This window comes from Actinomadura sp. NPDC023710, from assembly GCF_040639875.1.
In the GTDB taxonomy this organism is placed as follows: domain Bacteria; phylum Actinomycetota; class Actinomycetes; order Streptosporangiales; family Streptosporangiaceae; genus Spirillospora; species Spirillospora citrea.
Window position 1 is genome coordinate 93,445 of sequence record NZ_JBFAGB010000033.1, and the last position, 20,046, is coordinate 113,490.

20 protein-coding genes and 1 tRNA gene are annotated in these 20,046 nt (G+C 72.3%); 12 read left to right on the forward strand and 9 right to left on the reverse strand.

Features of this window, described 5'->3' with window-relative positions:
• The first annotated feature begins 75 nt into the window (after positions 1-75).
• Genes AB0H37_RS32230 through AB0H37_RS32240 form a run of 3 tightly spaced genes read left to right on the forward strand, consistent with a single transcriptional unit; the run spans position 76 to position 1,708 of the window.
• The gene (locus AB0H37_RS32230) at positions 76-1,020 is read left to right on the forward strand and encodes an NADP-dependent oxidoreductase (protein WP_179832692.1); all 945 of its coding nucleotides are present in this window, start codon (positions 76-78) and stop codon (positions 1,018-1,020) included.
• Between the two features lie 60 nt (positions 1,021-1,080).
• The gene (locus AB0H37_RS32235; RefSeq protein ID WP_360616692.1) at positions 1,081-1,299 is read left to right on the forward strand and encodes a hypothetical protein; all 219 of its coding nucleotides are present in this window, start codon (positions 1,081-1,083) and stop codon (positions 1,297-1,299) included.
• Positions 1,300-1,351: 52 nt separating this feature from the next.
• The gene (locus AB0H37_RS32240; RefSeq protein WP_179832694.1) at positions 1,352-1,708 is read left to right on the forward strand and encodes a tetratricopeptide repeat protein; all 357 of its coding nucleotides are present in this window, start codon (positions 1,352-1,354) and stop codon (positions 1,706-1,708) included.
• A 39-nt stretch (positions 1,709-1,747) separates the two neighbouring features.
• Here AB0H37_RS32240 and AB0H37_RS32245 read toward each other — a convergent pair whose 3' ends face one another.
• The 4 genes from AB0H37_RS32245 to AB0H37_RS32260 form a co-directional block, all read right to left on the reverse strand.
• Positions 1,748-3,106 carry a HAMP domain-containing sensor histidine kinase gene (locus AB0H37_RS32245; protein WP_360616693.1) on the reverse strand — a complete coding sequence of 453 codons (1,359 nt, stop codon included), beginning with the start codon at positions 3,104-3,106 and terminating at the stop codon, positions 1,748-1,750.
• Between the two features lie 142 nt (positions 3,107-3,248).
• The gene (locus tag AB0H37_RS32250; RefSeq protein WP_329094916.1) at positions 3,249-4,127 is read right to left on the reverse strand and encodes an ABC transporter permease subunit; all 879 of its coding nucleotides are present in this window, start codon (positions 4,125-4,127) and stop codon (positions 3,249-3,251) included.
• Positions 4,117-4,893, reverse strand: a complete 777-nt coding sequence (locus AB0H37_RS32255) for an ABC transporter ATP-binding protein (protein WP_360616694.1) — start codon at positions 4,891-4,893, stop codon at positions 4,117-4,119. The genes AB0H37_RS32250 and AB0H37_RS32255 overlap by 11 nt, the downstream gene beginning before the upstream one ends.
• Complete coding sequence (locus AB0H37_RS32260) at positions 4,890-5,936, reverse strand: ABC transporter substrate-binding protein (protein WP_329094914.1); 1,047 nt, start codon at positions 5,934-5,936, stop codon at positions 4,890-4,892. Before AB0H37_RS32260 ends, AB0H37_RS32255 begins: the two co-directional genes overlap by 4 nt.
• Before the next feature lie 235 nt (positions 5,937-6,171).
• Between AB0H37_RS32260 and eno the strand changes: the two genes are divergently transcribed.
• The 4 genes from eno (at position 6,172) to AB0H37_RS32280 (ending at position 9,546) form a co-directional block, all read left to right on the forward strand.
• Positions 6,172-7,455 (forward strand): phosphopyruvate hydratase, encoded by a 1,284-nt coding sequence (eno, locus tag AB0H37_RS32265; RefSeq protein ID WP_179838404.1) that lies wholly within the window; start codon positions 6,172-6,174, stop codon positions 7,453-7,455.
• A gap of 79 nt (positions 7,456-7,534) precedes the next feature.
• Entirely contained in the window at positions 7,535-7,999 is a 465-nt protein-coding gene (locus tag AB0H37_RS32270; protein WP_329094912.1) for a septum formation initiator family protein, read from the forward strand.
• A gap of 51 nt (positions 8,000-8,050) precedes the next feature.
• Entirely contained in the window at positions 8,051-8,596 is a 546-nt protein-coding gene (locus AB0H37_RS32275; protein ID WP_179832699.1) for a DUF501 domain-containing protein, read from the forward strand.
• Complete coding sequence (locus tag AB0H37_RS32280; RefSeq protein ID WP_329094910.1) at positions 8,593-9,546, forward strand: Ppx/GppA phosphatase family protein; 954 nt, start codon at positions 8,593-8,595, stop codon at positions 9,544-9,546. Before AB0H37_RS32275 ends, AB0H37_RS32280 begins: the two co-directional genes overlap by 4 nt.
• 158 nt (positions 9,547-9,704) lie before the next feature.
• Here AB0H37_RS32280 and AB0H37_RS32285 read toward each other — a convergent pair whose 3' ends face one another.
• On the reverse strand, positions 9,705-10,481 hold the full coding sequence (locus AB0H37_RS32285; protein WP_360616695.1) for a DUF2510 domain-containing protein: 777 nt from the start codon (positions 10,479-10,481) through the stop codon (positions 9,705-9,707).
• Between the two features lie 140 nt (positions 10,482-10,621).
• On the opposite strand from AB0H37_RS32285, the gene AB0H37_RS32290 reads away from it, so the two are divergent.
• The gene (locus AB0H37_RS32290; RefSeq protein WP_179832701.1) at positions 10,622-11,443 is read left to right on the forward strand and encodes a uracil-DNA glycosylase; all 822 of its coding nucleotides are present in this window, start codon (positions 10,622-10,624) and stop codon (positions 11,441-11,443) included.
• Here the strand turns inward: AB0H37_RS32290 and AB0H37_RS32295 are convergent.
• Positions 11,440-12,069, reverse strand: coding sequence for a DUF4232 domain-containing protein (locus AB0H37_RS32295; RefSeq protein WP_360616696.1), 630 nt, complete (start codon positions 12,067-12,069; stop codon positions 11,440-11,442). The two genes, AB0H37_RS32290 and AB0H37_RS32295, sit on opposite strands and share 4 nt — an antisense overlap.
• A 247-nt stretch (positions 12,070-12,316) precedes the next feature.
• On the opposite strand from AB0H37_RS32295, the gene AB0H37_RS32300 reads away from it, so the two are divergent.
• The 3 genes from AB0H37_RS32300 to AB0H37_RS32310 all read left to right on the forward strand — a co-directional run bounded on the left by AB0H37_RS32300 (position 12,317) and on the right by AB0H37_RS32310 (position 15,201).
• On the forward strand, positions 12,317-13,666 hold the full coding sequence (locus tag AB0H37_RS32300; protein ID WP_329094903.1) for an NAD(P)/FAD-dependent oxidoreductase: 1,350 nt from the start codon (positions 12,317-12,319) through the stop codon (positions 13,664-13,666).
• 113 nt (positions 13,667-13,779) lie between these two features.
• A tRNA-Leu gene (locus AB0H37_RS32305) sits at positions 13,780-13,852 on the forward strand.
• A gap of 557 nt (positions 13,853-14,409) precedes the next feature.
• On the forward strand, positions 14,410-15,201 hold the full coding sequence (locus AB0H37_RS32310) for a Bax inhibitor-1/YccA family protein (protein WP_329094902.1): 792 nt from the start codon (positions 14,410-14,412) through the stop codon (positions 15,199-15,201).
• 173 nt (positions 15,202-15,374) lie between these two features.
• Here the strand turns inward: AB0H37_RS32310 and AB0H37_RS32315 are convergent, their stop codons facing one another.
• From AB0H37_RS32315 to AB0H37_RS32325, 3 genes are all read right to left on the reverse strand, one after another.
• On the reverse strand, positions 15,375-15,602 hold the full coding sequence (locus tag AB0H37_RS32315; RefSeq protein ID WP_179832705.1) for a DUF4287 domain-containing protein: 228 nt from the start codon (positions 15,600-15,602) through the stop codon (positions 15,375-15,377).
• A 227-nt stretch (positions 15,603-15,829) separates the two neighbouring features.
• Complete coding sequence (locus AB0H37_RS32320) at positions 15,830-17,050, reverse strand: acetyl-CoA C-acetyltransferase (protein ID WP_179832706.1); 1,221 nt, start codon at positions 17,048-17,050, stop codon at positions 15,830-15,832.
• 126 nt (positions 17,051-17,176) lie between these two features.
• Positions 17,177-18,370: an SGNH/GDSL hydrolase family protein gene (locus AB0H37_RS32325; protein WP_360616697.1), complete on the reverse strand. Its 1,194-nt coding sequence runs from the start codon at positions 18,368-18,370 to the stop codon at positions 17,177-17,179.
• Positions 18,371-18,556: 186 nt separating this feature from the next.
• Here AB0H37_RS32325 and AB0H37_RS32330 point away from each other — a divergent pair, with 186 nt between their 5' ends.
• Positions 18,557-19,945 (forward strand): cystathionine beta-synthase, encoded by a 1,389-nt coding sequence (locus AB0H37_RS32330; RefSeq protein WP_360616698.1) that lies wholly within the window; start codon positions 18,557-18,559, stop codon positions 19,943-19,945.
• The last annotated feature ends 101 nt before the right edge of the window (positions 19,946-20,046 follow it).

Genomic DNA, 20,046 nt, shown 5'->3' on the forward strand with positions numbered 1-20,046 from the left:
GCGGGGTAGGTCGACACGGGAAGATCGACAGCGGGACGCGACACCCGCGCTGATCCGTTTCGGGGGACCATCGTCATGCGAGCCATCGCCGTGTCGGAATACGGCGCCACGCCGGCGCTCATGAACCTGCCGCGTCCGGAACCGGGGCCCGGCGAGATCCTGGTGCGGGTGATCGCCGCCGGGCTGAACCCGCTGGACTGGAAGATCGCCGAAGGCATGCTCAAGGACTCCGTCGACGTGCCGTTCCCGCTGATCCTCGGCCGGGACGGCGCGGGCGTCGTGGAGGAGGCCGGTGAGGGCGTGACCCGGCTGCGGCACGGCGAGCAGGTCTACGGGGCCTTCGCCATGGTCGACCGGGGACTCGGCAGCTACGCCGAGTACGCCCTCGTCCGCGAGGACGGCCCGGTCGCGAGAATGCCGCAAGGGATGATCTACACGCAGGCGGCGGCGGTGCCGACCGCGAGCGCGACCGCGCTCGCCATGGTCGACCAGGCGCGGATCGACACCGGCCAGACCGTCCTCGTGGTGGGCGCGACCGGCGGCGTCGGGCAGGGCGTGGTGCAGCTCGCCTCCCGCGCCGGCGCCAAGGTCATCGCGACCGCGCGCGCCGACATGGCGGGCACGATGCGGCACCTCGGCGCGGACGAGACCGTCGACCACTCCGCGGGCGACCTCAACCGGCAGGTGCTCGCCGTCCACTCCGACGGGATCGACGCCGTCCTCGACATGGCCGGCGACACCCGCTCGGCCGAGCACCTCGTGCAGTTGCTCCGGCCCGGCGGCACCTACATCTCCACCACCTGGTCGGTGAACCCCGACTCCCTGGAGGCCAGGGGGCTGCGCGGCGTCAACTTCCAGGGGCAGCCGTCCGCCGAGCTGCTGGACCGCCTCTCCGACCTGATCGACGCGGGCGAGCTGCGCGTCCGGGTCGAACGGGAGGTTCCGCTGGAGCAGGCGGCCGACGCCCTGGCCGGCAACCGGCTGGGCGGCGCCCGAGGCAAGACCGTCCTGCGCATCTGACGGCGCCGCCGAGGTGAGGACGGCGGCGGTACGGGCATGCAGAGCCGGAGGAGGAGGCACATGAACCAGAGTGAGACCGAAGACGAACGGCGCGCCCGGCTCCGCGACATCGAGGACTCTCTGAAGCGGCTGCGCGCGGACCTTCCCGAACCGTCCGGCGACCCCGCGGACATGGTGGACTCCGGCCAGTACCTCGCCCAGCGCGAGGAACTGCAGGGGCAGATCGACCTGCTGGAGGCCGAGCGCGAGCGCCTGCGCAGCGATCTCGGGATGACCTGAGCGCCCGGGGGCGGCCGGGGAACAAAGCCCGGCCGCCCCCGGTTCCGCAGGCATGACCACCTACGAGGAGTTCGAGCGCGCGACGTCGTTCTTCGACGCCCGGGACTACGCGGGCGCGGCGCGCATGCTGGCCCCGATCGCCGCCGGCGACCCGGGCAACCGGGCCGCGGTCGAGCTGCTCGGCCGCGCCTACTTCCACAGCGCCCAGCTCGGCCGCGCCGAGGAGACGTTCCGCCGGCTGGTCGAGCTCGACCCGTGCAACGGCTGGGCCTACGAGGCCCTGGCCCGCACCCTGGAGCGGCGCAGCCGCCCGGACGAGGCCCGCGCCTTCCGCAAGCTCGCCGGCGCCATGGGCGTCGACCCCACCGAGGAGATCGAGGTCTCCGTGACCGCCGCCGACCTGGCCTGAGATCCCCGTCCACCGGGAGAGCCGTCCCCGCGGGGACGGCTACTCCGGGGAGTCGTCGCGGGGGAGGCGCAGGACGAAGCGGGCGCCGGGGACGCCGTCGATGCGGTCGGTGAGGATCAGCGAGCCGCGGTGGGCCTCGGCGATGTCGCGGGAGATCGCCAGGCCGAGGCCGGTGCCGCCGGCGTCGCGGTGCCGGCCCTCGGTCAGCCGTGCGAACCGGTCGAACACCCGCTCGCGGTCCTCCGGCGCGACGCCCGTGCCATCGTCGATCACCTCGACCACCGCGGTGGCGGGCGGCTCGGTGCGCAGGATCACCGTCACCTCGTGCGCGGCGTGCCGGTCGGCGTTGTCGACGAGGTTGGTCAGCAGCCGCGCCAGATCGCTGCGCCCGCCCCGCACCGCCACCGGTCCCTCCGACAGCACCGTCACCTGGGCGCGGCGGGGGCGGCGCAGCACCTCCTGGTCGGTGATCTCGGTCAGGTCCACCCGCTCACGGGGGGAGGTGCGGTCGGCTTCGAGCCGGGCGAGCGCGAGCAGGTCGTCCACCACCGCCGACAGCCGCTCGGTGTTGAGCAGGATGGCGCGCAGCGCGGCGGCCACGTCGGTGTCGTCCGGAGCCGACACCGCCAGCTCCAGCTCCATGCGCAGCGCGGTGAGCGGGCTGCGCAGCTCGTGCGACACGTCGGAGACGAACGCGCGCTGCCGCGCGACCGCCTCCTCCAGGCGGTCCAGGGTGGCGTTCACGCTCTCGGCGAGCCGCCCCACCTCGTCGCGCCGGTGCGGTTGCGGGACACGGCGCTTCAGGTCCGTGGCGGTGATCTCGTCCAGCTCCCGGCGGATCCGGTCGACCGGACGCAGCGCCCGGCTCACCGACAGCCACGTCCCGTAGCCGGCGAGGAAGGTGAGGAACGGGACGCCGAGCAGGATCAGCACCCCGATCGCCGGGCGCGGCAGCGGCCCCTCCACGGGGGCGAGCGAGTAGATGTACAGCGCGTCCGCCCCGAGCCCCACCCGGCGCTCGACGACCACGAAGCAGCGACCGCCCGGCGCGTCGACGTGGCAGCTGCGGCCGGTCCGGTTCTCCTCGAACGGCGTCGGCGGCGGGAACCGGACCCTCTGGCGACCCTGCATCCGCGGCGTGGCCGCGAGCACCTCGCCCCGCATGTTCACCACCTGCTGGAGGTTGTCGGTGGTGGGGGAGATGTCCAGGGTCAGCTGCCCGGTCTGGATCGCCGTCGCCGTCCGCCGGTTGTCGCGCGCCAGCCGCCGCACGAGGTCCTGGTAGGCGTCCTTGTTGAGCAGGATCAGCAGCACCGCGCACAGCGCCGACGACAGCACGAAGGCGACCAGCGAGGCCGTCACCGTCACCCGGAACCGGATCTCCGGGTGACGCAGCACGGCTCGCCAGATCCAGCCGCTCGGTGACGGCCGGCGGAGCCGGACGCCTATGACGACCTCCCGGGTGCGCTGCAGGTCATGTCAGTACCGGGAGTTCATACCTGAACGGGCGGACCCCATCCGGGTCGCCGGGTAAAGGTTTCTAGGACGAGCCCTCGTCGAGGCCCCAGCGGCGCCGGATCGCCCCGTCCACCAGACCGAACAGCTGGTCGATCACGATGCCGAGGATCAGGATCATCAGCATGTAGGAGATCATGTCGGCGGTGTTGTTCAGCTCCCTGGCCTGCGACAGCAGCACGCCGAGCGAGGTCGTGTCGCCGATGATGACCAGCAGCTCGCCCGCCATCAGGCTGCGCCACGCGAACGCCCAGCCCTGCTTCAGCCCCGCCACGAACGAGGGCAGCGACGCCGGCATGATCAGGTGCCGGTACAGCGCGAGGCCGCGCAGCCCCATCACCTTCCCCGCGCGCAGCAGGATCGGCGGCGTGTAGTCGACGCCCGCGATCAGCCCGTTGGCGATCGACGGGGCCGCGCCGAGGATCACCACGAACAGGATCGCGCTCTCGCTGAGCCGGAACAGCAGGATGGCGAGCGGGAACCAGGCGATCGACGGCATCGTCTGCAGGCCGGTGATCAGCGACCCGAACGCCCGGCGCAGCACCCGGAACCGCGCCACGAGCGCGCCGACCACGACGCCGACCGCCACGGCGAAGGCGAATCCGACGACGGCTCGCCGCATCGTCAGCGCGACGGCCTCCCAGAACCGCGCCGAGGTGAGCTGGTCCCAGAACACCGGGAGCGTGTCCCGGGGGCCGGGGAGCACCCACGGCTCCTTCCAGCCGCTCCACACGACCAGCTGCCACGCCGCGAGCGCGATCAGCACGGCCGCGATCATCGGCCACACCGCCGACCACGCCCGCTGCAGGAGCCGGGCGCGCGTCGTGCCGCCGAGCTCCAGCGCGTCCAGCCCGGCCAGCTCGCGGTCGAGCCGCGCCTCCCCCTTCACCGTGTCATGCGCCATGCCGGACGACCTCCTCGCGAAGCCGGTCGGTGATGGTCCCGGCCAGGGAGGCGACCTCGGGGGAGTCGATCCGCCGCGGCCGCTCCATCGGGACGGGGAACTCCTGCACGACCCGGCCGGGCCGGCTGCTGAGCAGCACCACCCGGTCGCCGAGCCGCACCGCCTCCCTGACGTTGTGGGTGACGAACAGCACGGTCAGGGCGCGCTCCCGCCAGATCCGCTCGATCTCGTCGTGCAGCAGGTCGCGGGTCATCGCGTCGAGCGCGCCGAACGGCTCGTCCATCAGCAGGACGGTCCCCTGGCCCTCGCCGGCGTCGTCCTCGGTGAGGGCCAGGGCGCGGGCCAGCGCGACCCGCTGCCGCATGCCGCCGGACAGCTGGTGCGGGCGCCTGCCCCCGAACCCGCCGAGGTGCACCGAGTCGAGCAGGCGGCCCGCCCGGCTCCGCCGCTCGCCCCGGGGGACGCCGCGCATCTTCAGGGCGAGTTCGAGGTTGCCGGTCACGGTCAGCCACGGGAACAGAGCGGGCTCCTGGAACATCAGCGCGACCCGCGCGCCGCGCTTGTCGATCGTCCCGGCGCTCGGGCGGTCGAGGTCGGCGACCAGGTTGAGCAGGGTGCTCTTGCCGCAGCCGGACGCGCCGACCAGGCAGGTGAACTCGCCCGGCGCCACGTCCAGGGAGACCTTGTCGAGCGCGAGGAGCGCGGACCCGCCCGTCCCGAACGCCTTGGAGACCTCGCTGAGGCGGACCGCCGTGTCCGCGGTCATCGGTCGCTGACCTGTGCCTTCCCGCCCGCCTTGAGCACGCCGTTGAGCGGGGCCAGGTTGTAGATCCCGGCCAGGTCGGTCTTCTCCAGCAGCCCGATCTCCTCGGCGTGGGCGGCGCCGGCGACCAGCGAGGACGCGACCGGGTCGGTGGTGAAGTCGATCTCCTTGAAGGCCGCGGTGAGCACGTCCTGCTTCAGCGGCTTGCCGCTCAGCTTGGCGAGGGCGTCGTTGGTGACCTTCTCGGCGTCCGGCTTGCTCTGGTTGATGAAGTCGGTGGCCTCGACGACGCCCTGGAGCAGCTTCTTGACCTGCTCCGGGTGCTTCTTCTCGTACTCCTGGCTGACGAGCAGGTTGGTGATGACGAACTTGCCGCCGGGCCACAGCGACTTCTCGTCCAGCAGCCTCTCGCCCTTGTTCTCCAGGATCAGCCGCGAGGCGTACGGCTCGGGCACCCAGGCCCCGTCGATGTCGCCCTGCGCGAACGTCTGCAGCGTCTGGGCGTTCTCCTGCGGGACGATCTTGACGTCCCCGCTGCCGTCCTTGTTCGCGGTGAGACCGTTCTTCTTCAGCCAGTACCGCAGCGCGACGTCCTGCGTGTTGCCGAGCTGCGGGGTCGCGATCTTCTTGCCGCGCAGGCCCTGGACGTCCTTGATCCCGGGCTTGACCACCAGCGACACGCCGCCCGAGGCCGCGCCGGAGATGATGTGGACCGCCTTGCCGTGCGACTTGGACCAGGCGTTGATGGACGGGTTGGGCCCCACGAACGTCGCGTCGATCGCGCCGGAGAACAGCGCCTCCACGGCGGCCGGGCCGGCGTTGAACGTCGCGGTCTTCGGCGCGGCGCCGAGGTGCTTGGCGAAGATGCCCTTCTCGACGCCGACCAGGGCGGTCGCGTGGGTGATGTTCGGGAAGTAGCCGAGCCGGAGCGGGGCCGCGTCCCCGCCGGACTCCTCATCGCCGCCGCCACAGGCGCCGAGCGTGCCCGCTGCGACCAGAACGGCCAGTGCCACGCCGGCGATGCGCCCGCGGAGTCCACGATGCATTGTCATGATTCCCTATCAATCAAGTCTGTTTGACCTGCATAGTAGATAAGGCGGGCGTTCTCCGCGTCAAGTCGCCTTCCTGGCACGATGCGGTCGCCAACTGGAGCGGGTTTCGCTGCGTACGTCCCTTATGTATGCCTCTCGCCGGGCCACGGCGAGGCGGTTGGGCGGCGGCCGGGCCGCGCGGATAGGCTCGGTGACCGCACCGACCATCCGCACCATCAGGGGGTTCCCCGTGTCGTCGATCGAGGCCGTACTCGCCCGGGAGATCCTTGACTCCCGCGGCAACCCGACCGTCGAGGTCGAGGTGCTGCTCGCCGATGGGACCGAGGCGCACGCGGCGGTCCCGAGCGGCGCCTCCACCGGCCAGTTCGAGGCGGTCGAGCTGCGCGACGGAGGCGAGCGCTACGGCGGCAAGGGCGTCCGGAACGCCGTCAAGGCCGTCAACGAGACCATCGACGAGAAGCTCGTCGGCTACCCCGCCTCCGACCAGCGCCTGATCGACCAGCTGCTGATCGACCTCGACGGGACCCCCGGCAAGTCCGCGCTCGGCGCCAACGCCATCCTCGGCGTCAGCCTCGCCGTCGCCAAGGCGGCCGCCGACTCCGCGGGCCTGCCGCTGTTCCGGTACGTGGGCGGCCCGAACGCGCACCTGCTGCCCGTCCCGATGATGAACATCCTGAACGGCGGCGCGCACGCCGACACCAACGTCGACATCCAGGAGTTCATGATCGCGCCGATCGGCGCGGCCACCTTCGCCGAGGCGGTGCGCTGGGGCGCCGAGACCTACCACGCGCTGAAGTCGGTGCTGAAGTCCAAGGGCCTCAACACCGGCCTCGGCGACGAGGGCGGCTTCGCCCCCGAGCTGCCGAGCAACCGGGACGCCCTCGACCTCATCCTGGAGGCGATCCGCAAGGCCGGCTTCACCCCCGGCCGCGACATCGCCCTCGCGCTGGACGTCGCCGCCACCGAGTTCCACGCCGACGGCCAGTACGCGTTCGAGGGCACCAAGCGGTCCGCCGACGACATGGCCGCCTACTACGGCGAGCTGCTCGGCAGCTACCCGCTCGTCTCCATCGAGGACCCCCTCGACGAGGAGGACTGGGCCGGCTGGGAGGGCCTCACCGCCGCCGTCGGCGACCGCGTCCAGCTCGTCGGCGACGACCTTTTCGTCACCAACCCCGAGCGCCTCGGCCGCGGGATCAAGTCCGGCGCCGCCAACGCGCTGCTGGTCAAGGTCAACCAGATCGGCACGCTCAGCGAGACCCTCGACGCCGTCTCGCTCGCGCAGACCAGCGGCTACCGCTGCATGATGAGCCACCGTTCCGGCGAGACCGAGGACACCACGATCGCCGACCTCGCCGTCGCGACCAACTGCGGCCAGATCAAGACCGGCGCCCCCGCCCGCAGCGACCGGGTCGCCAAGTACAACCAGCTGCTGCGCATCGAGGAGCTGCTGGACGACGCCGCCCGCTACGCCGGCGCCGCCGCGTTCCCGCGCTTCGACGCGCAGGGCTGAGCCGCGTGACCCGGCGGGGCGGCGTCCCCGTCCCGCCGGGCACCGGGTTCCGGCAGCCGAGCCACAGGCAGGGGACACGATGGCGCAGGGCGACGACCACGAGACCGGCCACGGCGACGCCGACCGCGGGTCGGGCGAGAACGGGGCGCGGAGCGGCCGGACACGCCGCTCGAACCCGGCGCTGACGAGCCGCGCCGCCATCCTCGCGGTCGTGATGTGCGCGATCGCGCTGAGCCTCGCCTACCCTGTTCGCGAGTACATCGCCCAGCGCAAGGAGATCGCCGATCTGCGCCGCCAGGAGGCGGTGTCCCGCCGCCAGGTCGAGATCCTCGCCCAACGCAAGCAACAGCTGGGCGACAAGTCGTACATTGAGCGTGAGGCGACGCGGCGGCTCCATTACTGTCGTCCTGACGTGAAGTGCTACATCGTCCTGGACGGCGGCGAAGGGGACGGGCAGCAGTCCCGCAAGAGCGGAACGGAGAGCAGGCCACCCTGGTACGAGACGCTGTGGCGGTCGGTGGAGGCCGCCGACAGGCCCCGCTGACGTTCCTTGAGGCGCGGAGGAGAACGGATCCCCGGATCCGCGGGTGGATACATGATCGATGCACGTGACACGGCCGCGGTCGCGGCCCAGCTCGGGCGCGAGCCGCGCGGCGTCCGCCGTGTGGCGGGACGCTGCCCGTGCGGGCTGCCCGCCGTGATCGAGACGGCGCCGCGGCTCCCGGACGGGACGCCCTTCCCCACGCTGTTCTACCTGACGTGCCCGAAGGCGGCCTCGGCCATCGGGACGCTGGAGGGGAGCGGCGTCATGCGCGACATGCAGGCCAGGCTCGCCGACGACCCGTCCCTGGCGGCGAAGTACGCCGCCGCCCACGAGGACTACCTGCGCCGCCGCGACGAGGCCGCACGCGAGGACGGCGTCGAACCGCTTCCCGAGGGCATGCAGAGCGCCGGCGGAATGCCGGAGCGCGTCAAGTGCCTGCACGCCCTCGTCGCGCACGAGCTGGCGGTGCCGGGCGGCAACCCGTTCGGCCGCGAAGCCCTGGACGCGCTGCCCGACTGGTGGCGCTCGGGGCCCTGCGTCCAGATCGAACCTGGCGAACCTGTCGAATCGGAACCTGAACCCGGGGAGGCGCGGTGACGCGCGTCGCGGCCATCGACTGCGGGACCAACTCGGTCCGCCTGCTGATCGCCGACATCGCGGCCGGAGGCGGTGACGGCGAGGGCGCCGCCACCCTGACCGACGTCGAGCGCCGGATGGAGATCGTCCGGCTGGGGGAGGGCGTCGACGAGACCGGGCGGCTGTCGCCCGCCGCGCTGGAGCGCACCTTCACCGCGATGCGCGGGTACGCCGAGCTGATCGAGCGGCACGGCGACGGGCGCGGGCCGGTCAAGACCCGGGTGGTGGCGACCAGCGCGACCCGCGACGCCGCCAACCGGGCCGACTTCGTCAGCGGCGTCGTCGACATCTTCGGCGTCGTCCCCGAGGTGATCAGCGGGGACGAGGAGGCCGGGCTGTCGTTCACCGGCGCCACCCGCGAGCTGGCGAAGCTGCGCCCCGCCCGCCCCTACCTGGTCGTCGACATCGGCGGCGGGTCCACCGAGATCGTGCTCGGCAGCTCCTCGGCGGCCGCGGCCCGCTCCATCGACATCGGCTGCGTGCGGATGACCGAGCGGCACCTGAAGGACGACCCGCCCTCGCCCGAGCAGATCTCCAACGCCGCCGCCGACATCGACACCGCACTCGCCGCCGTCCGGGAGACCGTCCCGGTGGACGAGGCGCGCACCCTCGTGGGGCTCGCCGGATCCGTCACCACGGTCGCCGGCATCGCGCTGGACCTGCCGACCTACGAGCCGGACCGCATCCACCTGGCACGGATCACCGCCGGCCAGGTGCACGAGGTGACGCGGCGGCTGCTGCACGCCACCCGCGCCGAGCGCGCCGAGTTCGGCGTCATGCACCCCGGCCGCGTCGACGTGATCGGCGCGGGCGCGCTCATCCTCGACCGGATCATGCGCGAGTACGGGTTCGGGGCCGTCGTCGTCAGCGAGCACGACATCCTCGACGGCATCGCCTGGTCGCTGTGTTGATTCAGTCCCGGCCCACTTCGCTCGCCTGGCGGCTCGCTACGTGACCGTGCCTGGGCGAACGCGGCATCGCTTCGCGATCTGCCCGGTTCCGCTCGCCTCCGGCTTCGCTCCACCGGGCAGGTGACGCGTTCGCGTGCGTGGCCCAGGCCACTTCCGCCCTAGTGCTTGAGCCGCGCCAGCAGGGCGGGGATCAGCACCGCGTTCGGGTTCTGCTGCGGGACGTAGAGGATCGGCGTGGTGCCGCCGGCCTGCTGGATCCAGACCCGGCCCCGGTCGACGGTCGCGGCGGAGATCGACGACCAGCTCAGCGAAACCCGGTTGCCGCGCACGCCGCCCGGATGAACGGTCAGCCCCTGCGCCACGTCGACCGACTCGCCCGCGCGGACGCGGCCGGCCAGCTCCTCGACGAGCCGCGGCTCCGCCTGCTCCTGGCAGAGCTGGATCAGCCGCCCCCAGACGCGCTCCGGCTCGCCGTCCGGGCCCGGCGCGCGGCCGGGCAGCGCGCCCGGCTCGATCACCACCTCCACGCGGAGCCCGCCGCGGAACGGGTACCGCCCCGCCTGGAAGATCCACTGGGTGCCGGGGAGGTGGCCGCCGCCCGCCGGGCGCTCCGCCGCCCAGTACGCCACCCACTCCACGTGCGGCCAGGCGAGCGAGGCGTCCCCGTAGGCGACGCCCTGGTCGTCGGCGTGCAGGTGCAGGCCGCGCACGTTCACCTCCAGGGAGGGGACGGACGGGGCGCGGTCCCAGGTCGGCGCGTGCGGGGCGGCGTGGTGAGCCCCGCCGGCGGACCCGGTGTCCTGCGGCTGCTCCCTGCGCGGGAGCCGGGGCGGCCGGTCGGGCTCGGGGTTCAGCCGCTCGGTCCAGGTCTCGCCGTCCCACCAGCGCAGGCTGCCCGTGCCGTAGGGGTCGGGGTACCAGCCTGGTTGCGACACTCCTGCCTCCCGCTTCGCACAACGCGCGTGCCGAGACACCTGCCTCCCCGACCGGCGAACGCATCGTACCGACCGGACCCGCCTCCCACCCGCCATGGGCGGAACCCGGCCATCGGCTGTGGCGTGGGACGATCGGTGGTATGCCGCCCGCCAACCCTCCGTTCGTGCCGCCCGGGTCAGGGTGGCCGGAAGACCCCGCCGCCCCCGCGACCCCCGTCGCGCACGGCGCCGGCGACGTCATCGAGCTGGCCGCCGGGGCGCCCGATCTGCACGAGCTGTGCGCCCGCCAGTCGGTGTGCCGCGCTTGCGACCGGCTCGTGGAGTGGCGGGAGAAGGTCGCCGTCCAGCGCCGCCGGGCCTTCGCGGACGAGCGGTACTGGGGCCGTCCCGTCGCCGGATGGGGCGACGAGCGGCCGCGCATCCTGATCGTCGGGCTGGCCCCGGCCGCGCACGGCGGCAACCGCACCGGCCGCATCTTCACCGGCGACCGCTCCGGCGACTGGCTGTTCGCGTCCCTGCACCGGGTCGGGCTGGCGGCCCGGCCGACCAGCGTCCACGCGGGCGACGGGCAGCGGCTGCTCGGCGCGCGGATGGCGGCGACCGTCCGGTGCGCCCCGCCCGACAACAAGCCGACGCCCCTGGAGCGGACGACCTGCCTGCCGTGGCTCGCGCGCGAGGTCGAGCAGGTCGCTCCGAGCGTCCGCTGCGTGGTGTGCCTCGGCGGGTTCGCCTGGCAGGGCGTGTGGCCCGCGCTGAAGCAGGCCGGGTACGCGGTGCCGCGCCCCCGGCCGAAGTTCGGCCACGGCGCCGAGGTCGAGCTGGCGCCACCGCCGTCGGCGTCCCGGCGCGACCCCGTCCTGCTGCTGGGCTGCTACCACCCGAGCCAGCAGAACACCTTCACCGGCCGCGTCACCGAGGACATGTTGGACGCGGTCTTCGTCCGCGCCCGCGACTTCCACTAGGCCGGAGGGGTCGTGGCGAGGGGCGTCAACCGGATCTCGCCGTACCGGCAGACCGGCCCGTACCGCCACTTCCCGTTCATGGGCTCGGTCCGGTTCGGCGGGATCACCCTCAGGGCGGTCGCGACGGGCTCGCAGGTCGTCCCCGTCTCGTCGTCGGCGGGGACGACCGCCCAGTGCAGCCGCTCGTAGGCGTGGCCGCCGCCGGGGATCACGATCGTGCGCGCCCTTCCCTCCCGGAAGACCTTGGTGGGGATCTTCCCGGCCGCACCGAGGAGCTGGAGCCCGGACCAGCCGCCGGCCGTGCAGGGCCTTCCGGACTTGTTGGTCAGCGTGAGCGCCGCGTAGCGGTTGCCGGTGCCCGCGTCGAGACCACTGAGGGTCACGGTGAGCATTCCCGTGGTGCAGTGCGGCTCCTGTGCGCCGGTCCCGTTCCCGGGGCTGACGGTGGGCGTCGCCTGCCCAACGGTCGTCGGGTCGGGCGAGCCGAAGTTCGCGCCACCGGTCGGCGTGGGCGTCGGGCCGTCCCCCTCGGACGATGTGCGCCCGGCTGCCGAGCTGCTTCCGCCGCAACCCGCGAGAGCGGTGAAGGCGGCGACGGTGATGGTCCCCCAGATGATTCGTGGCATCACTTCCCCCGTGGGAGCCGTCCTGCAAAGAGTTCGACGGCGAGGCAGGGCCTTGGCCAAGCGGCCGTGGCGCGGCGGACCGGCCCCTGCACCGATCCGCCGCCCGCGACCGCTTGGCGCCCCCGTCGGGCCCTGACCTCGCCGTCTCCCTATTGGCGGTACATCGATTGAGATGTCGGGCGCGCTGAGGAAGTTCGCGCCTCTCCTGGGGCGTGAGCCCGCGGCATAACCGGGTATCGCTCCGGATATGCCAATCCAGCGCACGAAACAGATCGTGATCGTCGGCGGCGGGTACGTCGGCATGTACACGGCCCTGCGCCTGCAGAAGAGGCTGCGCGGCGAACTGCGTCGCGGCGAGGTCTCCGTCACCGTCATCGACCCGCAGTCCTACATGACCTACCAGCCCTTCCTGCCGGAGGCGGCCGCGGGGAACCTGGAGCCCCGCCACGTCGTCGCGCCGCTGCGCAAGGTCCTGAACCGCTGCCGCATCGTGAACGGGTTCGTGACGCGGATCGACAGCGCCTCCCGGCGGGTCACCCTCCGGCCGGCCGGAGCGCACACCGCCGGCGTGCCGGAGCGGGACGTGGAGTACGACATGCTCGTGATCAGCCTCGGCTCCATCTCGCGGACCCTGCCCATCCCGGGCCTCGCCGAGAGCGGGATCGGCTTCAAGACCGTCGAAGAGGCGATCTTCCTGCGCAACCACGTCCTGCACCAGCTCGACATCGCCGCGTCCAACCCGGACAACGAGACCGTCCGCAGGCGCGCCCTCACCTTCGTGTTCGTCGGTGCCGGTTTCGCGGGCGTCGAGGCCATGGCCGAGCTGGAGGACATGGCCCGCGACGCCTGCAAGTGGTACCCGACGATCGACGAGAAGGAGATGCGCTGGATGATGGTCGAGGCCACCGACCGCATCCTCCCCGAGGTGGGCCCCGAGATGGGCCGCTGGACCGCCGAGGCCCTGCGCCGTCGCGGCATCGAGGTCAAGATGAACACGCTGCTCAAGTCCGCCGAGAAGCGGCGCATGGTGCTGAGCGACGGCGAGGAGTTCGAGGCCGGCACCCTCGTCTGGACGGCCGGCGTGAAACCGCACCCCGTCGTCAAGGAGAGCGACCTGCCCCTAGACGACAAGGGCCGCATCAAGGCCACCGCCGAACTCACCGTCGAAGGGCTCGACGGCGTCTACGCCGCCGGCGACAACGCCGCCGTCCCCGACCTCACCGACACCGGGGACTTCACCGCGCCCAACGCCCAGCACGCCGTCCGGCAGGCCAAGCGCCTCGCCGACAACATCGTGGCGGACCTGCGCGGCAAGCCCCGCAAGCCGTACGTGCACGCCTACGTCGGCTCGGTCGCCGGCCTCGGCCTGCACAAGGGCGTCGCCAACGTCTACGGGCTCAAGCTCCGCGGCCTCCCCGCGTGGCTCATGCACCGCACCTACCACCTGTCGCGCATGCCGACCGTCAACCGCAAGTTCCGCATCACCATGGACTGGACGCTCTCCGCGTTCTTCCGCCGCGAGATCGTCTCGCTGGGAGAACTCGAATGGCCCCGCCAGGAGTTCGAACTCGCCGCCGGCCGCAAGCACGACATCTGACAACCGCGCTTGACCGCCCGGACCGTTCCACTGGCCGAACCCGGCCGCCGGAGCTCCCTTCTCACGGCCCCCGGAGACGGCGGTGACAGCCACTGACTCGATATGATGACCCCGCCCCTGTAGCCCAACGGCAGAGGCGGGCTCCCTAAAAGAGCCAGTGTGTCGGTTCGAGTCCGACCAGGGGCACGTGCGGCGAACCCTGCTCGCCGATCTCTGATCGGCTTCGCCGGGGCTCGCGGTGTCCGCCCAGGGGGCGACCCCCTGGAACCCCCGATGCTCGGGCTCCGCCCTCGCGGGGGCTCGGCTTCGCCATCGCATTCCCGGTGGCTGAGGTCGGCGCGTGTCCGGCCGGGCTCGGCTTCGCCTTCGCTCTCCGGGCCGGGTCTGTGAGCATCCGCGGATGCTCGGCTTCGTCCGTGGCTCAGGTTGGTGTATGTCCGGGCGGTGCTCGGCTTCGCCTTCGCTTACCCGGGCCGGGCTCGGTGCGCACCTGGGGGGCTCGGCTTCGCCGTCGCTCTTCGGGCCGATGTGAGCATCCGCGGATGCTCGGCTTCGCCATCGCTTTCCCGGGTCGGGGTCGGTGCGTACCTGTGGGGGCTCGGCTTCGCCTTCGCTCTTTGGGGCGAGGTCTGTGCGCGTCCGTGAGGGCTTGGAACCGGTGGCCGGTGAGCGGGTTTTGGGCTGATCAACTGGGGGGACCGCGGTTTAGACTGGTAGGTCACGTCGGCCGAAGTGGAGACCTGATGGAGAGCAGAAACCCCGCGTTCCGGGGGAGCGCCTTCGACCAGCGGGCCGGAGGGTACGGCGCGCAGCCCTACGGAGGGGCCGGGTACGGCGCGCCCGGGTACGCGCCGGCCGCCACCAGGCCGATGACCATGGACGACGTCGTCGTCCGCGGGTTCCTGACGCTCGTGACGCTGATGATCACGGCGGCGCTGGCGTGGGCGCTCGTGCCCACCTCGCTCGCCGCGCCCGTGCTGGTCGTGGCGCTCATCGCCGAGATCGGCATCTGGGCGTTCATCGCGTTCGGCCGCAAGGCGAACGCGGCGACGGTGCTGGCGTTCGCCGCGGTCTACGGCGTCGTCGTCGGCCTCGTCAGCCACTCCTACAACGACCTCTACCACGGGGTGGTCTTCCAGGCGGTGGTCGGGACGGCGCTGGCGTTCGGCGCCACCCTCGCCGTCTACGCGCTGCGCATCGTCCGGGTCACGCCCAAGTTCGCCCGCTTCGTCATGGCCGCCGGGCTCGCGCTGATCGGGTTGATGATCGTCAACCTGGTGGTGCACCTGTTCGGCGGCGACCACGGGATCGGGATCCGCGACCCCGGCAGCCCGCTCGCCTACATCTTCAGCGTCGCCGCGATCCTCGTCGGCTGCTTCTTCCTGCTGCTCGACTTCGACGCGGTCGAGACCGGGGTCCGGACGGGGGCGCCCGAGAAGTTCGCCTGGTACTGCGCGTTCGGGCTGGTGCTGAGCCTGGTGTGGATCTACCTGGAGATCCTGCGGCTGCTCAGCTACTTCTCCGGGCGCGACTAGCCCTCGCGACGATCAGCCCCGCGCCGGACGGCGTGGGGCTGATCTGTGCGGGATCTCTGCGCCAAGGTCGTGGCGCTCAGCGGCACGACGGCGGGGGCATCCTCTGGCGGGATCCCGCCACGTTCGTTGTGAAGTCGGACCGCGCGTCCTCCCGGGGGAGGCGCGTGCTCAGTTCAGTAGTGGCGGGCGCGGCGCGTGCGCTCGTGCTCGCGGACCAGGGCGGCGGCGTAGCCGTGGGACAGGTTGTGCTCCTCGGCCAGCCAGGTGCTGCGTTCCTCGCAGCGGGTGAACGAGGGTCCGTCCTCGATCGTGGTGAACCACTCGGGGATGTCACGTCCGGTGACTTGCGGAATGCGGGCTATCAGCTTGCTGTGGGTCTCCGGCGAGTGGTTCAGTGACAATTGGCACCTCCAGGTCGCGGGGCTCTTCCTGCCGACTCTGCAACACCTCTCCGCATGTGACAACCCCCTAACGGGGACCTATCTATTGCGTTACGTAGATCATCTGTAACGGGGATGATCCCCGGAAACGCGCAGGTGGCCCGCATGAAGCCGCCCGTGGGCGGTTTCGTGCGGGCCACCATGCGCTGGTGTGGGTTCCGTTTCCCCAGGCAAGGTCGGGCTTACCTCTAGGAGAGGCGCTCCAGGACCATGGCCATGCCCTGGCCTCCGCCCACGCACATCGTCTCCAGACCGAACTGCTTGTCGTGGAACCTGAGGCCGTTGAGGAGCGTGGAGGTGATCCGGGCGCCGGTCATGCCGAAGGGGTGGCCGACCGCGATCGCGCCGCCGTTGACGTTCAGCTTGTCGTGGTCGATGCCGAGCTCGTCGGCGGACGGCAGCACCTGCGCCGCGAACGCCTCGTTGATCTCGACGAGGTCGATGTCGTCGATCGTCATCCCGGCCTTGGCGAGGGCCCTGCGGGACGCCTCCACCGGGCCGAGGCCCATGATCTCGGGAGACAGGCCGGTGACGCCGGTCGACACGATGCGGGCCAGCGGGGTGATGCCCAGCTCGGCGGCCTTGGTGTCGCTCATGACCACGACCGCGGCGGCGCCGTCGTTCAGCGGGCAGCAGTTGCCGGCGGTGACCGTCCCGTCCGGGCGGAACACCGGCTGGAGCTGCGACACCTTCTCGTAGGTGGTGCCAGGGCGGGGACCGTCGTCCTTGGCGGCGACGGAGCCGTCCGGGAGCGTCACCGGGGTGATGTCCTTCTCCCAGAACCCGTTGGCGAGGGCCTTCTCGGCGAGGTTCTGCGAGCGGACGCCGAACTCGTCCTGCGCCTGCCGGGACACGCCGCGCAGGGCCGCCACGTTCTCGGCGGTCTGGCCCATCGCGATGTAGATGTCGGGCAGGGCGCCGTCCTCGCGCGGGTCGTGCCACGCGGGGGCGCCGCCCTCGCCGGCCTTGGCGGTGCGGCCCTGGGCATCGGCGAACAGCGGGTTCTGCGTGTCGGGCAGGCCGTCGCTGCTGCCCTTGGCGAACCGGCTGACGGTCTCGACCCCCGCCGAGACGATGACGTCGGCCTCCCCGGCGCGGATCGCGTGCAGCGCCATCCGCGTCGTCTGGAGCGAGGACGAGCAGTACCGGGTGATGGTGGCGCCGGGCACGTTGTCCCAGCCCAGCAGGACCGACACCACGCGCCCCATGTTGTAGCCCTGCTCGCCGCCGGGCAGGCCGCAGCCGAGCAGCAGGTCGTCGATCTGGCTCGGGTCCAGCTGCGGGACCTTCGCCATCGCGGCGGTGATCATCTGGGCGGTGAGGTCGTCGGGCCGGATGTCCTTGAGCGACCCCTTGAAGGCGCGCCCGATCGGCGAGCGCGCGGTTGCGACGATGACTGCCTCGGGCATGTGCGGGTCTCCTTCTCAGCGGCCAACGGTGTTACTCACCGGTCACCAGCAATCTAGCCGCTGGTCCCCCGCGGCGTACACGCCGCCCCCCGGGCCTGATGGACGGCGTGTCCAATAAGTGTGGGCTTACCTCGCCCACCTGGGCCAGGTCCCGGCGGCCGGGTGACCGCCGCCCCATGCGCCCGGGACGCCGAGCACCGGAGAGTGGGGCCGACGCCACCGGCCAGGCCACCGCCAGCGCGGCCGGTGTCCCGGACGGCCGGGGCCCGCCACCGGTGACCGGGCGGGCCCCGGCTCCGTGAAGGCCCCGTCGTCCTCGGGGGGAAGGCGATCGGACCCGTGGCGCCGGGGCAGGCGCAGCGCGGGGCGGCGCAGCGGATACCGCAGCGTGGCCCAGCGGCCCCGGGGGCCGCGGTCGAGCCCGGCGACCGACGCGCCGCTGACCTCCGTACCGGCCCGCTCGGCGGCCTCGGCGGCGGCCAGGTAGACGGGGAGGACGTCCGCGGTCAGGTGGTCGGACAGGTCGTGGCCGAGGCCGAGCGCGGACGCCATCGACGGCAGCACGGCGGCCGACGCGGCGGCGTAGCCGCGGGCGGACGGGTGGTAGCGGTCCTCGCTGAACATCGAGAGCGGGTCGGCGGCGAACTCGCGGCCGAGCAGATCGCCGAGCGACACCGACCGGCCGCCGCGCTCGACGACGGAGATCGTCTGGGCGGCGGCGAGCTGCCGGCTCGCCCGCCGCGCGAACCAGCGCAGCGGCGGCATCAGCGACTTGACGGAGCCGAGGTCGGGGCAGGTGCCGACGACGACCTCGCCGCCGGCGCCGCGCAGCCGCTCCACCGCGCGGGCGAGGTGGCGGACGGACTCGGCGGCCGGGACCCGCCCGGTCACGTCGTTGGCGCCGATCATGATGACGGCGACGTCGGGACGGGCTTGCAGGGCCTGGTCGACCTGGCCGCCGAGCGCCTGCGAGCGGGATCCGGACCGGGCCACGTTCGTCAGCCGGACGGGACGTCCCGCGATCGCGGACAGCCCGGCCGCGAGCAGCGCGGCGGGCGTCTCCTCCGAGGCGTGCACGCCGAGCCCGGCGGCGGTCGAGTCGCCGAGGACGACCAGCGACAGCGGCTCACCGCCGCGCGTCCCGCCGTACAGCCCGTCGGCGATCGGCGGGTCGCCGTTCGGCCGTGCGAGGATGGTCCTGCGGGCGAGCCTGGCCTGCATCAGCAGCAGGCCGAACGTGATGCCGCCGAGTGCGGTGATGCCTCCACCGCCGTAGGCCGCGGCGGCGGCGATGCGCCGCGCGGTGAATGCTCTCCACATACTGCGCTGACCCTCCGTGAATAAGTTCCTACCCACGCGAAAGGGCCGCGATACCTGCGGTGGCCGATCTCGGCTACCGTCGGGAACGGGAAACCTTTCGGCCCCCGCGCCGGTTCGCGCTTGTGACCGGCGGCGGAACAGGGCCGCATCATTAAGATCAACACACTGAACGACAAGGATGTCGCGGTGCACGTACACGACTCGCTCGTCGAACTGATGGGCAACACTCCGCTCGTCCGACTGCGCAAGGTGACCGCCGGCGTGGGGGGCGGCCGGGAGCCGCAGCTGTTCGCCAAGGTGGAGTACTTCAATCCCGGGGGGTCGGTGAAGGACCGCATCGCGGTCCGCATGATCGACGCCGCCGAGAAGTCCGGCGAGCTGCGCCCCGGCGGGACGATCGTCGAGCCGACGTCCGGCAACACCGGGGTCGGGCTCGCCATGGTCGCGCAGGAGCGCGGCTACCGCTGCGTCTTCGTCTGCCCCGACAAGGTCGGCAAGGACAAGATCGACGTGCTGCGGGCGTACGGCGCCGAGGTCGTCGTCTGCCCGACGGCGGTGAACCCCGAGCACCCCGACTCCTACTACTCGGTGTCGGACCGCCTGGTCACCGAGATCCCCGACGCGTGGAAGCCGAACCAGTACACCAACCCGCAGAACCCGCAGTCGCACTACGAGACGACCGGGCCGGAGCTGTGGGAGCAGACCGAGGGCCGCATCACGCACTTCGTCGCGGGCATCGGCACCGGCGGCACGATCAGCGGCGTCGGCCGGTACCTCAAGGAGGTCTCCGGCGGGCGGGTCCGGATCGTCGGCGCGGACCCGGAGGGCTCGGTCTACTCCGGCGGCAGCGGGCGCCCCTACCTCACCGAGGGCGTCGGCGAGGACATCTGGCCCGAGACCTACGACCGCGGCATCTGCGACGAGGTCATCGCGGTGTCCGACAAGGACTCCTTCACCATGACGCGCCGCCTCGCCCGCGAGGAGGCGCTGCTCGTCGGCGGGTCCTGCGGGATGGCCGTCGTCGCCGCGCTGCGCGTGGCCGAGCGCGCCGATCCGGACGCGGTGATCGTGGTGCTGCTGCCCGACGGCGGTCGCGGCTACCTCGGCAAGATCTTCAACGACAGCTGGATGGCGGACTACGGCTTCCTCACCCCCTCCACCGAGGAGGCGCGGGTCGGCGAGGTGCTCACCCGCAAGGGCGGCACGCTGCCGGAGTTCGTGCACGTCCACCCGCACGAGACCGTGCAGACCGCGATCGCCATCATGCGCGAGTACGAGGTGTCGCAACTGCCGGTGATGAAGGAGGAGCCGCCGGTCATGGCGGCCGAGGTGGTCGGTTCGGTCGGGGAGACCGACCTGCTCGACATCATGGTGAAGGGCCAGGCCAAGATGACCGAGCCGGTCGAGTCGCACATGTCGGTGCCGCTGCCGACGCTCGGCTCCGGCGAGCCGGTCAGCAAGGCCGTCGGCGTCCTGGAGAAGTCCGGCGCCGCCGTCGTCCTCGTGGACGGCAAGCCCAAGGGCCTCATCACCCGGCAGGACCTGCTGGCGTTCCTGTCCGACTCCACCGGCTGACCCGGGGGAGACGACCGGAGAACGGCCGAGCGCCTGGAGATCGACGAGAAGCAGCTGAGGCTTTTGCGCCTGCTGGAGCATTGAGCGTGTGTCCGGGATGG

Excerpts from the sequence above, each read along its gene's own strand:
- AB0H37_RS32295 (WP_360616696.1), bottom strand. The coding sequence starts at position 12,069 with ATGCCACGAATCATCTGGGGGACCATCACCGTCGCCGCCTTCACCGCT.
- AB0H37_RS32270 (WP_329094912.1), top strand. The coding sequence starts at position 7,535 with ATGGCGCAGGGCGACGACCACGAGACCGGCCACGGCGACGCCGACCGC.
- AB0H37_RS32290 (WP_179832701.1), top strand. The coding sequence starts at position 10,622 with ATGCCGCCCGCCAACCCTCCGTTCGTGCCGCCCGGGTCAGGGTGGCCG.
- AB0H37_RS32235 (WP_360616692.1), top strand. The coding sequence starts at position 1,081 with ATGAACCAGAGTGAGACCGAAGACGAACGGCGCGCCCGGCTCCGCGAC.
- AB0H37_RS32250 (WP_329094916.1), bottom strand. The coding sequence starts at position 4,127 with ATGGCGCATGACACGGTGAAGGGGGAGGCGCGGCTCGACCGCGAGCTG.
- AB0H37_RS32300 (WP_329094903.1), top strand. The coding sequence starts at position 12,317 with ATGCCAATCCAGCGCACGAAACAGATCGTGATCGTCGGCGGCGGGTAC.
- AB0H37_RS32275 (WP_179832699.1), top strand. The coding sequence starts at position 8,051 with ATGATCGATGCACGTGACACGGCCGCGGTCGCGGCCCAGCTCGGGCGC.
- AB0H37_RS32320 (WP_179832706.1), bottom strand. The coding sequence starts at position 17,050 with ATGCCCGAGGCAGTCATCGTCGCAACCGCGCGCTCGCCGATCGGGCGC.
- AB0H37_RS32255 (WP_360616694.1), bottom strand. The coding sequence starts at position 4,893 with ATGACCGCGGACACGGCGGTCCGCCTCAGCGAGGTCTCCAAGGCGTTC.
- AB0H37_RS32325 (WP_360616697.1), bottom strand. The coding sequence starts at position 18,370 with ATGTGGAGAGCATTCACCGCGCGGCGCATCGCCGCCGCCGCGGCCTAC.
- AB0H37_RS32260 (WP_329094914.1), bottom strand. The coding sequence starts at position 5,936 with ATGCATCGTGGACTCCGCGGGCGCATCGCCGGCGTGGCACTGGCCGTT.
- AB0H37_RS32230 (WP_179832692.1), top strand. The coding sequence starts at position 76 with ATGCGAGCCATCGCCGTGTCGGAATACGGCGCCACGCCGGCGCTCATG.
- AB0H37_RS32240 (WP_179832694.1), top strand. The coding sequence starts at position 1,352 with ATGACCACCTACGAGGAGTTCGAGCGCGCGACGTCGTTCTTCGACGCC.
- AB0H37_RS32310 (WP_329094902.1), top strand. The coding sequence starts at position 14,410 with ATGGAGAGCAGAAACCCCGCGTTCCGGGGGAGCGCCTTCGACCAGCGG.